This is a genomic window from Geodermatophilus sp. SYSU D00779 (assembly GCF_054050595.1).
This window is the reverse complement of record NZ_JBJGZQ010000040.1, coordinates 1-14050: the sequence shown is the minus strand read 5'-3', so window position 1 is coordinate 14050 and position 14050 is coordinate 1. Positions and strand designations below refer to the sequence as shown.

Sequence of the window (14050 nt, the reverse complement as noted above, 5' to 3'; positions counted from 1 at the left end):
TCACGAGCAGCGGCCGACGACCTCCCGGCCGGCCCCGCGGCCCCGTCCGGAGGCCCACCCCGAGCGTGCGGAGGGTGGGGAGGACGGGGTCCTCCTTCAGGCCGTGCCGCCGCGCTCCTGGATGAAGGCCGCGGAGTCGTAGTAGGTGCGGACGCCGGTGAGCCGCTCGTCGTCGCCCTCGATGACGGTCACCCCGCGGTACCGGAACGGCTTGCCGCTGCGCAGGGTGCCGGTCGAGGTCCACTCGAGGGCGGCGCTGTCCTCACCGACGACGCTGTGCGTGAAGGTCGTCTCCAGGTCGCCGAAGACGTTGCGGTAGTCCTCCCAGAAGGTCTTCGCGCCGTCCTTGCCCGTGGTCTGGTGGTGCTCGTCCAGCTTGACCAGCTCGGCGTCGTCCCCGGTGAGGTCCACCATGGGCTGGACGTCGCGGTCGCTGTCGATCCGGTGCAGCGCGTCGGTGAAGCGCTCGGTCATGGTGTGCATCGGTCCCCCGGTCCTGCGGCGTGGGCGGTCGGGGTGGGTGTACCCACTCCAGGGACCGTCACCCGCGCCGTCAGGTCAGCCGGCGGCGGTCGTCGTCGCCGCGGCCCCGGCCGAGCGTCTGGGCGAGCAGCACCGCACCCCAGGGGCCGATGACCCAGATCGGCCAGAAGTAGTGGAACTCGCCGGAGCCGATCACCGTGGCGAGCCAGACGGTGAGCACGATGACGGCGGTCACGGCCCAGTTGCGCCAGGCTGCCTCGCGGGTGGGCCCGCCGCTCCAGTCGCCGTGGTGCCAGCCGTGGGCGGCAGCGGGCTGCGGCTGGACCGGAGCGGGCGCCGGGGGCTGCGCGGCCGGGCGCGGCAGGTCGGCGGTGAGCTCCTCGAGCTCGCCGTAGGTCCGGGCGGCGTAGGCGCGGGCCAGGCGCTCGTCGTACTCGGCGACGGTGAGCCGCCCGGCGCTCATCTGCTCGCCGAGCTGGGCGGCCACGGCGGCGCGGTCGGCGTCAGCGGCGCGCAGGTGCGGCTCGGGCATCGGGGTGGCCTCCTCGGGTCGGGGCCCCAGTCTTCCGCCGGGGGCGGGCCCGGCGGTACTGACGGACGTCACCGGTTCCACGTGGAACGCGTCAGTACGGTCGGGTCGTGCCCGACGTGCGACTCGTCCCGGCCGCCTGGGACGACCCCGACGTCCAGCGGTTGACCGCCGCCCAGCAGGGCGAGCTGCGGGCGCGCTACGAGGGCGGTCAGGAGCCCGGGACGCCGCCCTCGGCCGCGGACGTCGCCGTCGTCCTGGTCGCCCGTGACGCCGACGGCGAGGCGGTCGGGTGCGGCGCGCTGCGCCCGCTGGGGGACGACGTCGCCGAGATCAAACGGATGTACGTCGTGCCGGCGGCGCGGGGGCGGGGGCTGTCGAAGCTGGTGCTCGCCGGGCTGGAGGCGGCCGCGCGGGACCGCGGCTGGACCACGCTGCGGCTGGAGACCGGTCCGCGGCAGCCGGAGGCCGTCGCGCTGTACGAGGGCGCGGGCTACCGGCCGATCGCTGCCTTCGGCCCCTACGTGGACGCCGACGACTCGCTGTTCTACGAGCGGGTGCTCGACCCGCCCTGATCCGGTTCCTCGACTCGCCGCCCCGACGGGCCCGGTGTGGTGGGGTGGAGCCCATGAGCGCTGCCTGGCCCGCGACCGAGCCCACCGAGGTCGAGATCACCTCCGGCGACGCCCGGCTGGTCGTCGACCTGCGCGGCGGCGCCATGCGCACGCTGACCGTCGGCGACCGCGGACTGCTCGACGGCTACCCCGCGGGCGCGGTGCCCAGCGGGAGCCGCGGCCGGGTGCTGCTGCCCTGGCCCAACCGCGTCCGCGACGGCCGGTGGAGCTGGGGCGGCCGCGACCTGCAGCTGGAGCTGGCCGGCCCGGACAAGCCCACCGCGATGCACGGCCTGGTCGGCTGGCAGCCCTGGAGCGTCCTCGAGAGCGGGGACGGCGCGGTGACCGTCGGCACCGTCGTCGAGCCCCGCTCCGGCTACCCGTTCCGGCTGGCCGCCGCGATCGACCACACCCTCGAGCCCGGCCGGCTCGCCGTGACGATGCGGGTCCGCAACGCCGGTGCCGAGCCGGCCCCCTTCGGCGCCGGCTTCCACCCGTACCTCGCCGTCGGCGCGCAGGAGGACGGCGGCATCGCCACCGCCGAGCTGGAGCTGCCCGCCCGCACCGAGCTGGTGGTCGACGACAGCGGTCTCCCGACGGGCGAACGGCGTCCCTTCGACGGGGCGATCGGCCGGATCGGCGACCGCTCCCTCGACACCCCGGTCACCGACCTCGACCGCGACGCCGACGGCTGGGCCCGGGTCCGGCTGCGCAGCGCGGCGCTGGGCAGCCTCGAGCTCGCCGTCGACGGCTCCTGGTCGTGGCTGCAGGTCTTCACCGGCGACACGCTCAGCGTCGGGCAGCGCCGGCGCAGCGTCGCCGTCGAGCCGATGACCTGCCCGCCGAACGCGCTCGCCGACCACGTCGACCTCGTCGTCCTCGACCCGGGCGCCGAGTGGTCCGGCACCTGGACCCTCACCTGGGAGGTCTGACGTGCGCGTGGCCGAGCTGTGGCGGTACCCGGTCAAGTCGCTGCAGGGCGAGCGGCTGACCAGCGCCGAGGCCGGCCCGGAGGGGCTGGCCGGCGACCGGCAGTGGGCGCTGTTCGACGTCGGCACCGGCCTCGGGCTGACCGCCCGGCGGGTGCCCGACCTGCTGTTCCTCTCCGGCCGGCTGCGCCCGGACGGCCACGTCGAGGTGGTGCTGCCGGACGGGACCGTCACCTCCGACGACGCCGTGCTGTCGGACTGGCTGGGCCGATCGGTGGCGCTGCGGGCCGCGGCGGACGCGCCCGGCGAGCGCCGGTACGAGAGCCCCCACGAGGTCGGCGAGGCCGACGAGTACGACTGGGACGTCTTCGCCGGCGCCCGCGGCGCCTTCCACGACAGCTCCCGCACCCGGGTCTCGCTGGTCTCCACCGGCACGCTGGGCACCTGGGACCGGCGGCGGTTCCGCGCCAACGTCGTCCTCGAGGGGGCGGGGGAGGACGCGCTGGTCGGCCGGCGGGTGCGGCTGGGCGGCGCCGAGCTGGACGTGGTCAAGCAGGTGGGCCGCTGCGTCATGGTGACCCGGCCGCAGCCCGGCGGGATCGGCCGCGACAACGGCGTCCTCAAGACCATCCACCGCGAGCGGGACGGCTGCCTCGCGGTGGGGGCGCTGGTCGTCCGGGTGGGCACGGTCGCGGTGGGCGACGAGCTGACAGCATGAGCCGCGTGCGCACCGTGGAACTGCGGCCGGGGGAGGAGTCCATCCGGCTGGGTCAGCTGCTCAAGCTGGTGGACGCCGTCCCGACCGGCGCCCAGGTGAAGGACGTGCTGCTCACCGGCACGGTCCGGGTCAACGGCGAGCCCGAGGTGCGGCGCGGTCGGCAGGTCCGCAGGGGCGACGTGGTCAGCGTGGAGGGCATGGAGGACGTGCGCGTGGGCTGAGCGGTCATCCCCGCGGGGATGACCGGGGGGTGAGCGCGGTTCCACGTGGAACTGACAGGCTGACCCCATGACGCGCGCGCCGTACCTGTCGTCCCGGCTGCAGGGCTTCGGGACGACGGTCTTCGCCGAGATGAGTGCGCTCGCCGTCGCCACGGGCTCGATCAACCTCGGGCAGGGCTTCCCCGACTACCCGGGCCCGCCGGAGGTGCTCGAGGTCGCCCGCTCGGCGATCGGCACCGCGCACGACCAGTACCCCCCGGGCCCCGGCATCCCGGAGCTGCGGTCCGCGGTGGCCGAGCACGTGCACCGCTTCGGCGGCCACGCCTACGACCCGGACACCGAGGTGCTGGTCACCGCGGGGGCGACCGAGGCGCTGACCGCCGCGCTGCTGGCCCTGCTCGAGCCCGGCGACGAGGTCGTCCTGTTCGAGCCGATGTACGACAGCTACGCCGCGGGCATCGCGATGGCCGGCGGGGTCGCCCGGCCGGTACCGCTGCGGCCCCCGCCGTCCGGCACGGGGCCGTGGACCTTCGACCCCGCCGAGCTGCGCGCGGCGGTCACCCCGCGGGCACGGCTGCTGCTGCTCAACACGCCGCACAACCCCACCGGCAAGGTCTTCACCCGCGCGGAGCTCGGCACGCTGGCGGCGCTGGCCATGGAGCACGAGCTGCTGGTGCTCACCGACGAGGTCTACGAGCACCTGGTCTTCACGGGCGCCCGGCACGCCTCCCTGTCCACCGTGCCCGGCATGCGCGAGCGGACCCTCGTCGTGGGCAGCGCCGGCAAGACCTTCAACGTCACCGGCTGGAAGGTCGGTTGGATCTGCGGGCCGGCGCCGCTGGTGTCCGCCGTCCGCACGGCCAAGCAGTTCCTCACCTACGTCAACGGCGGGCCGTTCCAGCCGGCGGTCGCGGCCGGGCTGCGGCTGCCCGACGAGTACTTCGCCGGCATCGCGCGGGACCTGGAGTACCGCCGCGACGTGCTGGTCGAGGGGCTGACCGCCGCGGGCCTGCCGGTGGTGTGCCCGGAGGCGACGTACTTCGCCACGGTCGACGTGCGGCCGGTGCAGCCCGACGGGGACGGCCTGGCGTTCTGCCGGGCACTGCCCGGGCGCGCGGGGGTGGTGGCCGTCCCGACGGTGGTCTTCTACTCGTCGGAGCACGCCCACCTGGGCCGCCACCTCGTGCGCTTCGCGTTCTGCAAGGGCGACGCCGTGCTGGCCGAGGCGGTCGACAGGTTGGGCGGGATGGGTCGGGCGGGTGTAGGAGGTCAGCCATGAGGTTCGGGGTGGTCCAGCACGACATCGTCTGGGAGGACCGGACGGCGAACTTCGCGCGCCTGGCGCCGCTGGTCGCCCGAGCGGCCGGCGCCGGGGCGGAGTTCGTGCTGCTCAGCGAGACGTTCTCGACCGGCTTCTCGATGACGCCGGGGATGGGGGAGCCCGAGGGCGGCCCGTCGGCGCAGTTCCTCCAGGAGCGGGCCGCCGAGCACGGCGTCTGGGTGGCGGGCAGCTGCCCGGAGATCGCCCCGGACGGCGACCTGCCCTACAACTCCTTCGTCCTGGCCGGCCCCGACGGCACGGTGCACCGCTACCGCAAGCTGCACCCGTTCACCCACGGCGGCGAGCACGAGCGCTTCCGGGCGGGGGAGAAGCCGGTGACCGTGGAGGTCGGCGGCCTCCGGGTGACCCCGTTCGTCTGCTACGACCTGCGCTTCGCCGACGTCTTCTGGTCCGCCGCGCTCGACACCGACGTCTACCTGGTGACGGCGAACTGGCCGGCCGCCCGCCGGCTGCACTGGCAGACGCTGCTGCAGGCCCGGGCGATCGAGAACCAGGCCTACGTGGTGGGCTGCAACCGCGTCGGCACCGCCGGCGACGGCACCGAGCACACCGGCGACAGCCGCATCGTCAGCCCGATGGGTGAGCTGCTGGCGACGGCCGCGGGCGTGGAGACGGTGCTGGTGGCCGACGTCGACCCCGCCGAGGTGACCGCGACGCGCGAGCGGCTGCAGTTCCTCGCCGACAGGCGGGCCTAGCCGAGGCGCTCCTGGCCGATGCGGTCCTGGGCGGTGCGGTCCTGGGCGGTGCGGTCCTGGGCGGTGCGGTCCTGGGCGGTGCGGTCCTGGTCGACGTCGACCCGCTCGCGGCGCACCTGGTCGCGGACCTGCTGCTGCTCCTGCACCCACTCGGTGCGCAGCCGCACCCGCTCCACCGGCACGACCTCGGTGCTGACGACCGGTCGCTCGGCGTGCAGCACGATCGTCTCCGGCAGTCCGCCGGTGCCGACCGCGTCGAGAGCGCCGGCCGTCGCGGGGGCGCCGTCGTCCAGGGGGACCTCCTCGATCCGGATCTCCTCGCGGCGGATGGGGACGGTGACCTGCACCTCCTCGGTGACCACGTACTTGACCACCCGCACCCGCTTGGCGGCGTAGCGCTCGGTGGCCACCCGCAGCCGCTCCTCGCTGCGGGTCATGGCGCCGTCCGTGGCCGGCGGGGTCGGCACGGCGGCGACCGGCACGGTCGCGTCCCCGGCAGCCACCCGGTCGTTGCCGACGGTGTCCTGCCGCGTGCCGCCCGCGCCGGGGTCGACCGGCACCCGGGAGAGGTCACGGGTGGTCGAGTCGTCGCCGGCCGGGGCCGTCGTCGTCCCGGCCGCAGCAGTACCCGCGGTCGTCGTGCCGGCAGTCCCCCCGGCCGTCGTCGTGCCGGCAGCCTCCCCGGCCGTCGTCGTGTCGGCAGTCTCCCCGGCCGTCGTCGTCCCAGCCGGGGACGTCCCGGCGCCCAGGCCGTAGTGCCGGCGCAGCAGCGCCTCGGCCTCGGGGTCGAGGTGCTGGTCGGAGACCGACGGGGCGGTGCGGACGGCCTCCTTGGTGACCGGCAGCCGCACGGCGCCCCCGGTGAAGGTGGCCTCGGTCGCGGGCACGACGGAGTGCCGGGTGCCGAACAGCCCGGTGGAGATCGCCACCCAGGTGGGGGCGCCGGTGCGGTCGTCGGTGAAGAAGTGCTCGACCGTGCCGATCTTCTCGCCGTCCGGGCCGTAGGCAGCGCTGCCGATCGCCGCGGACAGTTCTCGTTCGCTCAACACCGGGTCGGCTCCCCTCGTCCGCGCAGGGCCCCCACGGGACCTGCGGGTCCAGCGTGCCCACCCGGGACACCGGCCGAACATGGGTGGCCGCGTGGCGACCGCGCTGTGCTGACCTGCGCGTCCGCCTACCGTGGCACCCGTGACCACCGTGCACGTCGAGGTCGAGCGCAAGTTCGAGGCCGACGAGACCTTCGTCCTCCCGGATCTCACCGGCGTGGGAGGGGTCGCCGCGGTCGGCGACCCGGACGAGCAGTCGCTCGAGGCCACCTACTACGACACCCCCGACCTGCGGCTGCTCCGCTCCCGCGTGACGCTGCGGCGGCGCACCGGCGGAGCCGACGCCGGCTGGCACGTGAAGCTCCCGGGGGCGGACGGCGCCCGGCGCGAGCTGCACCAGCCGCTGGGCCGGGCGGCCCGCACCGCCCCGCGCGCCGTCGTCGCCCCGCTGCTCGGGCTGCTGGGCACGGCCGCGGCCGAGCCGGTCGCCACCCTCTCCACCCGCCGGGTGGTGCACCGGCTGCTGGACGAGGACGGGCGGGTGCTGGCCGAGGTGGCCGACGACGCCGTCGTCGGCACGGCGTTCGCGACCGTCCCCGGCGAGCCGGCCACCGTCACCACCTGGCGGGAGGTCGAGGTCGAACTGGTCGACGGCGACGAGACGCTGCTCCAGGCGGTCACCGAGCGGCTCGTCGCGGCCGGCGCCCGGCCCGCCGCCGTCCCCTCGAAGCTCGCGCGGGTGCTCGACGGGCGGCTGCCGGCGCCGGCGGCCCCCGCCCCGGAGCCCGCTGAGGCCGACGGGACGGCGAAGAAGGGCAAGGGCAAGAAGGCGCGGAAGGAGGAGCGCCCGGTCCGCACGGCCGGCGAGGTGGTCCTCGGTGCGGTGGCCGGGCAGCTCCAGGCGCTGCGGGACGCCGACCTGGCGGTGCGCACCGAGCAGCCCGAGGGCGTGCACGACCTGCGGGTGGCCTGTCGCCGGCTGCGCAGCATCCTCGCCGCGTTCCGCCCGGTGCTGGACCGCGAGCACACCGACCCGCTGCGCGCCGAGCTGCAGTGGGTGGGCGCGCAGCTCTCCGGCGCCCGGGACACCGAGGTGGCGCTGTCCCACCTGCGCGAGCTGGTCGCCGCCCAGCCGGTCGAGCTGGTGCTCGGGCCGGTCGCCGCCCGCTTGCGGCAGACCGAGGTCAAGGACCACCAGGCCGGTGCCCGCCGGGTCATCCGCACGCTCACCGACCGGCGCTACCTGCGGCTGCTCGACGCGCTCGACGCGCTGCTGGCCGAGCCGCCGGCCACCGAGCTGGCCGCCGCGCCCGCCCCCGAGCAGCTGACCGACGCCGTCCGGCGCACCGGGAAGCGGCTGCGCCGCGCCGTCGCGGCCGCCCGTGAGGCCGAGGGGGTCCAGCAGCACGAGCGCCTGCACGAGGTCCGCAAGGCCGCGAAGCGGGTGCGCTACACCGCGGAGGTGGCCGAGGCACAGTTCGGCGAGCCGGCCACCGCGCTCATCGCCTGCACCAAACAGGTGCAGGACCTCCTCGGGGCGGCCCAGGACACCGTCGTCACCCGGGACGTCGCCGTGCGGGTCGGGCGGGCCGCCTTCGCCGCGGGCGAGAACGCCTGGACCTACGGCCGGCTGCACGGCCTCGAGGAGGCCCGGGCCGCGGCCGCCGAGGCGGAGTTCTGGACACTGGAGCCGAGGCTGCGTCGCGCGGTCAAGACGGTGGCCGGGCTAGCCTGAGCGAGGCCCCCACTCCTGCCGGGTCCCGCCGCTGGCCCCGTCCAGGGCACCGCCCCGAGCGTGCGAGGGGCGGGTAGGACGGGGTCCTTCCATGGTGGGGGGCAAGGAGGTCCTTCCGCTGTCCCTCATCGGCCTGCTCGGGTTCGCCACCGTCGTCCTCCTCGCCGTGCTGCTCCTGCACGGCTACCTGTGGTGGCGGCTGGTCCGCAGCACCACCCGGCCCGGCCGGACCCGGCGGCTGCTGACGCTGGGCGTGGTCGTCCTCGCCGTGCTGCCGATGGGAGCGGTCCTGCTGCGGCGCGAGGACTCCGCGCTGAGCACGGTCGTGCAGTGGATCGGCTTCAGCTGGCTGGGCACCGCGTTCTACCTCTTCCTGACCCTGCTCGCCCTCGAGCCGGTGAGGCTGGTCCTGCGCGGGCGGTCCCGGAGCGTCCCCGACCGCGAGGTGGAGCCCGTCGTCGCGAGCGGGGCCCGGAGGGCTCCGCGCGGCGACGACGCAGCGGCTCAGCCCGGGCCGGGGACGGCAGCCGGCCGTGGTGCCGTCCGGCAGGACGGCGGTGTCGCAGACCCGTCGCGGAGGCTGCTCCTGGCCCGGGGGCTCGCGGTGACGGCGGGAGCGGTCGCGCTGGGCACGGCCGGCACGGGCGCCCACCTCGCCAACAGCGCCCCCGTCGTCCGCCGGGTGCCGGTGACGCTCGCCGGCCTGGACCCGGCCCTGGAGGGGCTGCGGATCGTCACCTTCTCCGACGGCCACCTGTCGGCCCTGTACGGCGGACGGCGCTTCGAGCGGCTGGTCGAGATCGTCAACGCCCAGCGGCCCGACGTCGTGGCGATCGTGGGCGACCTGGTCGACGGCGAGCTCGGCGAGCTGCGCGAGGAGGTCGCCCCGCTGGCCGACCTGGTCAGCGAGCAGGGCGTCTACTTCGTGACGGGCAACCACGAGTACTTCGTCGACACGACCGCGTGGCTGCGCCACCTGCCGACCCTGGGGGTGCAGGTGCTGCGCAACGAGCGGGTGCCGATCGTGCGCGGCGGCGCGTCGGTCGACCTGGCCGGCATCGACGACCGGACGGCGATCAGCTCCGGCGTCCCCGGCCACGGCGCCGACCTCGACGCCGCGCTGGACGGCCGCGACGACGCCGTCCCGCTGGTGCTCATGGCCCACCAGCCGGTGCAGGTGGAGCAGGCGGCGGCCGCGGGGGTCGGGCTGCAGCTGTCCGGCCACACGCACGGCGGCCAGCTCTGGCCCTTCGACTACGCGGTGCGGCTGGACCAGCCGGCCGTGCAGGGGTTGTCCCGGGTCGGGGACACCCAGCTCTACGTCACGACCGGCGCCGGCTTCTGGGGCCCGCCGATGCGGATCGGCGCCCGGCCCGAGGTCGCGGTCGTCGAGCTGCGCGCCCCCTGAGGCTCACAGCTCGTGCAGCGCGTCCAGGGCCTCCTGGACGATCCCCTCGAGCGCCAGCTCGTCGCCGGAGTCCGCCCAGCGCAGCAGCCCCTGCGTGTAGGCCGACAGGTGCGCGGTGACGACGACGGCCGCGGCCGGGTCCTTGTCCACGCCGAGGGACTCCAGGAACAGCTGCGCGGTCGCGCGCTCGTACTCCGCCGCGCGGTAGCGGAGGCGGGACGTGGTCGCGATGAGCTGCCACCGGGCCAGGGCGTCGGACCGGACGTCCCCGGTCAGCCCGCGGACGAAGCCGAGGATCGCCCAGCGCATCCGCTCGCCGAGCGGCCGGTCGGCCGGGACCGTCGCGACCAGGGCGTCGATCTGGGCGCGCTTCGGCAGCGCCATGAGGAGCTCGTCCTTGCCGGGGTAGTGCGCGTAGAAGGTCTGCACCGACACCCCGGCCGCCGCGGCCAGCCGGGCGATCGACACGTCCTCGTAGCCGTGCTCGGCGAACAGCTCCATCGCGGCCTCGTAGATCCGCTGGTGCGTGGAGGCGTACTGACGGGCGCGGTGGTCCTGGGCCACGATCGGTCCCCCCTCCGGTCCACGGCGCCCCTCGGCGCTCGGCCACTTCTGACAGTGCCCAGGGCAGGACACCGAGAAGACACCACATCATGTGTGGTGTCCGTCTCTGCCGCACACGCGTCCCCTCCACGGACGAGTGACACCGGGGCCGTACGGGACACGGCCGGGTGAGGGAGACGTCTGTAGACGACCAGACGTCTACACCCGCAGTACCTTTGGAGCGTGACGAGCGCCGTGTCGGGACCGAAGTACCTCTCGGTCCGCGAGCACCTGCGCCGCCGGGTGTCCGCGCTGCCCGAGCACACGCTGCTCCCGCCGGAGCCGGTCCTGTGCGAGGAGTACGGGGTCAGCCGGATCACCCTGCGCCGCGCGGTCGACGGGCTGGTGGCCGACGGGCACCTCGTGCGGGAGCAGGGCCGCGGCACCTACGTGACCCGTCCGGCCATCCGCCACGAGTACCGCGAGAGCTTCGTGCACCGCATCGCCGGCTGGAGCTCGGTGATGACCGAGCAGGGCGCGCAGGTGGGCACCACGGTGCTCACCCAGCGGATCGTCCCCGTCCAGCCGCCGGTCGCCGCCGAGCTGGGACTCGAGCCCGCGACCGACGTCGTCGAGCTGGTCCGGCTGCGCAGCGTGGACGGCGCACCGAACCACGTGGCGCACAGCTTCCTGCCTGCCGCCACGTACCCGAAGGCGGCGGAGGCGGACCTCAGCGAGGGCTCGCTCTACGAGTTCCTCCGCCGGGAGTACTCGGCCGACCTGGCCCATGCGCGGATCGTCGTCGACGTCGACACCGCGGCACCGGAGGAGGCCGACCTGCTGCGCGTGGTCGCCGGATCGCCGCTGCTGGTGGTCCGCACGACGGTCCGCGACAGCGCCGGGCACCCGCTGGTGCACAGCTTCTCCCGGCTGCGCCCCGACGTCAGCCAGGTCGAGTTCGAGGTCTCGGTCAGCGGCCGCTGAGAGAGGACCCCCGTCCTCCCCGACCCTCGCGAGCTCGGGCCGGGACCCGGGACGGGGCCGGGGACCCTGCACGGGGGCCGTCAGGGCTCGCGGCGAGCCGCTGGACACCGCGCGCGGACTACCGTCGGCGGGACCGCACCCCGTCGTCCCCGGAGGTCCCATGCCCCAGCCGGTCACCGCCACCGGTAGCCGCGAGCTGCCCCACGAGCGGCGCCGGGTGTGGGAGGCGCTGGCGGTGCTCGCGCCGTACTGCGCCGTGTGCGACGTCTCCTACGTCGTCGAGGGCACCGGCGCCCCCGACCGCGGGACCCGGTTCGTCTGCGTGCCCGGCCGCCTGGACGACGGTGCGCAGCCGCCGGCCGGTGCGCCTCAGGGCGAGATCGTCGAGTGGGTGCCGCGGGAGCGGGTCACCACCCGGCTGCGGCTGACCCCGGAGACCTGGACGACGACGATCGAGCTCGCCGACGCCGGCCCCGGTGCCACGCTCGTGACCATCACCGTCAGCCACGAACCGCGCTCCGACGGCCGGCTCACCCAGCGGCTCACCCAGCGCCTGATGCGCGGCGGCGTGCGCGAGATGGTGCAGCGCACGGTGGACGGCGAGCTCGACCGGCTGCCCGCGCACGTCGCCCGCCTGCAGGGGTGATCATCGGATTGGGCGACGCGCGCATCGTCTCCTCGACCGCCGGGTACCGGAAAGCCATGATTCGGTGTGCAGCACCCGGCGCCGTGCCGGGTGCGCGCGCTCCGGGCGGGCTACCGAGGAGTTGGCTATGGAGATCATCGGTCTGATCATCGCGGGGCTCATCATCGGGCTGCTGGGGAAGTTCGTCGCCCCCGGCGCCCGAGACAACACGCCCCTCTGGCTCACGCTGCTGTGCGGCATCGGCGGGGTGCTCATCGGGTACTACGTGAGCGGCGCGCTGGGGGTGGCGGCCACTCCGGGCATCGACTGGATGAGGTGGATCATCTCCATCATCGTGGCGGCGGTGCTGGTGGTGGCGGCATCGACGCTCACCGGCCGCAACAGCCGCGCCATCCGCTGACGCCGGTTCCCGGGGGGCTCGGAGCTCGACAGAGCCCCCCGGGGACAGCCGGCCGGGCGGCGTCTCCGACCCCGGACCGCCAACACGAGGGAGCAGATCGTGCAGATCCTCGGTCTCGTCGCGGTCGGCCTGGTCATCGGGGTCCTGGCCCGGCTGGTCAAACCCGGTAGGGATCGGATGAGCGTCCTGGCGACGCTGCTGCTCGGCGTCGCCGGCGCGGTGATCGGCGGTCTGCTGGCCGACTGGCTGGACGTCGGCTCGATCACCGAGCTGAACTCCTGGGGCTTCCTCTTCGCCCTCATCGTGGCCGTCCTGCTCATCGGCGTCGCCCAGGTCGTGTCCGCAGTGCGCAACCGCGCCGTCCGCTGACCACTGGCCCGGGGGCTCAGAGCTCGACGGAGTCCCCCGGGGCCAGCCGGCTGTACGGGGTCGGCGTCCCCGGCCCCCGCTCACCCAGCAGGCCACCGACGAGCCCCAACCCGGCGTCGTTGAGCAGCCCGTCGTGGACGGCATACGCCTGGTCCGCGTCCACGGCCCGCACGTAGTCGATCACCTCCGCGGTCTTCGACCAGGGCGCGTGCACCGGCAGCAACAGCGTGGCCACCGGCTCGCTGGGCACGGTGAACGCGTCGCCCGGGTGGAACACCACCCCACCGACCAGGAACCCGACGTTGCCCACCCGCGGGAGCTCCGGGTGGATCACCGCGTGCAGCTCCCCGTGCACGGTGACGTCGAAGCCGGCGACGGTGAGCGCGTCGCCGTCCCCCACCACGTGCACCCGGCCGGCCGCGCCGTCGAGCTGCCCGGCCACCGATCCGTTGGTCCACACCTCCAGGGCGGGGTCGGCGTCCATGGCCGCGCGCAGCACGTCGGGCGCGACGTGGTCCACGTGCTCGTGGGTCACCAGGACCGCGCTCGCTCCCTGCAGCACCGACGGGTCGGTGAACACCCCCGGGTCGATGACGAGCCGCCGGTCGTCCTCGCTGAGGACGACACAGGCATGGCCGTGCTTCGTCAGCTCCATGTCCCGCATCCTGCCCCCGGCCGGCGAGACCCGCCCGGCCCGCCTGCGGGTGGAGTCGCTCACCCGTCCGGGTGAGGGGACCCCTGCCGACACTGACCCCGTCCCGGCGCGCTGCCGACACCCTGGGCATGAGCGCCCCCACCCTCGCCGCCGCCACCGTCGTCGCCGCCCGCAGCCGCCCGCACGGCCCGACGGCCGCCCTCTGGCACGCCGTCGAGCTGCACCGCCCGACCGCCGAGGTCGACGGCGCCTGTGAGCTCACCCTCTGCGGCTCGCTGGCCCGCGTCGACGTCGAGCAGCCGTGGCCCGCCCCGGCCCGCGACGTCTGCCCCGCCTGCGTCGTCCTCAGCCGCTGAGCCCTCCGCGGGCGGAGATGGCCGCAGAGGCTCAGGCGGGCTCCTCGGCCAGCTCGGCCCGCAGCCGGGCCAGCAGGTCCGACCGGGTGCCCGCGCCCAGCCGCTGGCGCATCCGGGAGACGTGGTGCTCCACCGTCTTCGCGGAGATGTAGAGCCGCCCGCCGATCTCGCGGTAGGTCTGCCCGGCCACGACCAGCCGGGCCACCTCCCGCTCCCGGTCGCTGAGCGTCCCGGTGCCCACCGCCGGGGGCGGGGGCTGGGGAGTGGGGGGGGGGGGGGGGGGGGGGGGGGGGGGGGGGGGGGGGGGGGGGGGGGGGGGGGGGGGGGGGGGGGGGCGGGGTGGCGGGGGGGGGGGAGGTGCTCGCCGGGGGGTGCGG

The 14050-nt window shown here is 75.5% G+C and carries 19 protein-coding genes; 13 read left to right on the top strand and 6 right to left on the bottom strand.

All coding sequences use genetic code 11. The features are described 5' to 3' along the window. Positions 1-96 precede the first annotated feature (96 nt). Positions 97-483: a nuclear transport factor 2 family protein gene (locus ACI79G_RS23025; protein ID WP_456883361.1), complete on the bottom strand. Its 387-nt coding sequence runs from the start codon at positions 481-483 to the stop codon at positions 97-99. A 70-nt stretch (positions 484-553) separates the two neighbouring features. Beyond that, positions 554-1015 (bottom strand): DUF1707 SHOCT-like domain-containing protein, encoded by a 462-nt coding sequence (locus ACI79G_RS23020; protein ID WP_456883360.1) that lies wholly within the window; start codon positions 1013-1015, stop codon positions 554-556. 107 nt (positions 1016-1122) lie between these two features. Here ACI79G_RS23020 and ACI79G_RS23015 point away from each other — a divergent pair, with 107 nt between their 5' ends. The 6 genes from ACI79G_RS23015 (at position 1123) to ACI79G_RS22990 (ending at position 5531) form a co-directional block, all read left to right on the top strand. Beyond that, positions 1123-1587: a GNAT family N-acetyltransferase gene (locus tag ACI79G_RS23015; protein WP_456883359.1), complete on the top strand. Its 465-nt coding sequence runs from the start codon at positions 1123-1125 to the stop codon at positions 1585-1587. A gap of 53 nt (positions 1588-1640) precedes the next feature. Continuing rightward, entirely contained in the window at positions 1641-2558 is a 918-nt protein-coding gene (locus ACI79G_RS23010; RefSeq protein ID WP_456883358.1) for an aldose 1-epimerase family protein, read from the top strand. Position 2559: 1 nt separating this feature from the next. Beyond that, positions 2560-3273 carry an MOSC domain-containing protein gene (locus ACI79G_RS23005; protein ID WP_456883357.1) on the top strand — a complete coding sequence of 238 codons (714 nt, stop codon included), beginning with the start codon at positions 2560-2562 and terminating at the stop codon, positions 3271-3273. Next, a complete protein-coding gene (locus tag ACI79G_RS23000; RefSeq protein WP_456883356.1) occupies positions 3270-3494 on the top strand; it encodes an RNA-binding S4 domain-containing protein in 225 nt (74 codons plus the stop codon). The genes ACI79G_RS23005 and ACI79G_RS23000 overlap by 4 nt, the downstream gene beginning before the upstream one ends. Before the next feature lie 67 nt (positions 3495-3561). Further along, complete coding sequence (locus ACI79G_RS22995; protein WP_456883355.1) at positions 3562-4773, top strand: pyridoxal phosphate-dependent aminotransferase; 1212 nt, start codon at positions 3562-3564, stop codon at positions 4771-4773. Beyond that, the gene (locus ACI79G_RS22990) at positions 4770-5531 is read left to right on the top strand and encodes a nitrilase-related carbon-nitrogen hydrolase (protein ID WP_456883354.1); all 762 of its coding nucleotides are present in this window, start codon (positions 4770-4772) and stop codon (positions 5529-5531) included. Before ACI79G_RS22995 ends, ACI79G_RS22990 begins: the two co-directional genes overlap by 4 nt. On the opposite strand, the gene ACI79G_RS22985 is transcribed toward ACI79G_RS22990, so the two are convergent. Beyond that, a complete protein-coding gene (locus tag ACI79G_RS22985) occupies positions 5528-6580 on the bottom strand; it encodes a PRC and DUF2382 domain-containing protein (RefSeq protein WP_456883353.1) in 1053 nt (350 codons plus the stop codon). The two genes, ACI79G_RS22990 and ACI79G_RS22985, sit on opposite strands and share 4 nt — an antisense overlap. A gap of 139 nt (positions 6581-6719) precedes the next feature. Here ACI79G_RS22985 and ACI79G_RS22980 point away from each other — a divergent pair, with 139 nt between their 5' ends. Then, positions 6720-8312, top strand: coding sequence for a CYTH and CHAD domain-containing protein (locus ACI79G_RS22980; protein ID WP_456883352.1), 1593 nt, complete (start codon positions 6720-6722; stop codon positions 8310-8312). Between the two features lie 91 nt (positions 8313-8403). Continuing rightward, a complete protein-coding gene (locus ACI79G_RS22975) occupies positions 8404-9720 on the top strand; it encodes a metallophosphoesterase (RefSeq protein ID WP_456883351.1) in 1317 nt (438 codons plus the stop codon). A gap of 3 nt (positions 9721-9723) precedes the next feature. Here ACI79G_RS22975 and ACI79G_RS22970 read toward each other — a convergent pair whose 3' ends face one another. Continuing rightward, positions 9724-10284 carry a TetR/AcrR family transcriptional regulator gene (locus ACI79G_RS22970; RefSeq protein ID WP_456883350.1) on the bottom strand — a complete coding sequence of 187 codons (561 nt, stop codon included), beginning with the start codon at positions 10282-10284 and terminating at the stop codon, positions 9724-9726. 222 nt (positions 10285-10506) lie between these two features. On the opposite strand from ACI79G_RS22970, the gene ACI79G_RS22965 reads away from it, so the two are divergent. The 4 genes from ACI79G_RS22965 to ACI79G_RS22950 all read left to right on the top strand — a co-directional run bounded on the left by ACI79G_RS22965 (position 10507) and on the right by ACI79G_RS22950 (position 12662). Beyond that, positions 10507-11247: a GntR family transcriptional regulator gene (locus ACI79G_RS22965; protein WP_456883349.1), complete on the top strand. Its 741-nt coding sequence runs from the start codon at positions 10507-10509 to the stop codon at positions 11245-11247. Between the two features lie 160 nt (positions 11248-11407). Next, on the top strand, positions 11408-11893 hold the full coding sequence (locus tag ACI79G_RS22960) for an SRPBCC family protein (protein WP_456883348.1): 486 nt from the start codon (positions 11408-11410) through the stop codon (positions 11891-11893). 127 nt (positions 11894-12020) lie between these two features. Further along, positions 12021-12293, top strand: a complete 273-nt coding sequence (locus ACI79G_RS22955; protein WP_456883347.1) for a GlsB/YeaQ/YmgE family stress response membrane protein — start codon at positions 12021-12023, stop codon at positions 12291-12293. 99 nt (positions 12294-12392) lie between these two features. Then, on the top strand, positions 12393-12662 hold the full coding sequence (locus ACI79G_RS22950) for a GlsB/YeaQ/YmgE family stress response membrane protein (RefSeq protein ID WP_456883346.1): 270 nt from the start codon (positions 12393-12395) through the stop codon (positions 12660-12662). Between the two features lie 16 nt (positions 12663-12678). On the opposite strand, the gene ACI79G_RS22945 is transcribed toward ACI79G_RS22950, so the two are convergent. Further along, entirely contained in the window at positions 12679-13317 is a 639-nt protein-coding gene (locus tag ACI79G_RS22945; RefSeq protein ID WP_456883345.1) for an MBL fold metallo-hydrolase, read from the bottom strand. 128 nt (positions 13318-13445) lie between these two features. Here ACI79G_RS22945 and ACI79G_RS22940 point away from each other — a divergent pair, with 128 nt between their 5' ends. Further along, positions 13446-13673 carry a hypothetical protein gene (locus ACI79G_RS22940; RefSeq protein ID WP_091221444.1) on the top strand — a complete coding sequence of 76 codons (228 nt, stop codon included), beginning with the start codon at positions 13446-13448 and terminating at the stop codon, positions 13671-13673. A 31-nt stretch (positions 13674-13704) separates the two neighbouring features. Here ACI79G_RS22940 and ACI79G_RS22935 read toward each other — a convergent pair whose 3' ends face one another. Next, positions 13705-13914 (bottom strand): helix-turn-helix domain-containing protein, encoded by a 210-nt coding sequence (locus ACI79G_RS22935; RefSeq protein WP_456883344.1) that lies wholly within the window; start codon positions 13912-13914, stop codon positions 13705-13707. Positions 13915-14050 lie beyond the last annotated feature (136 nt).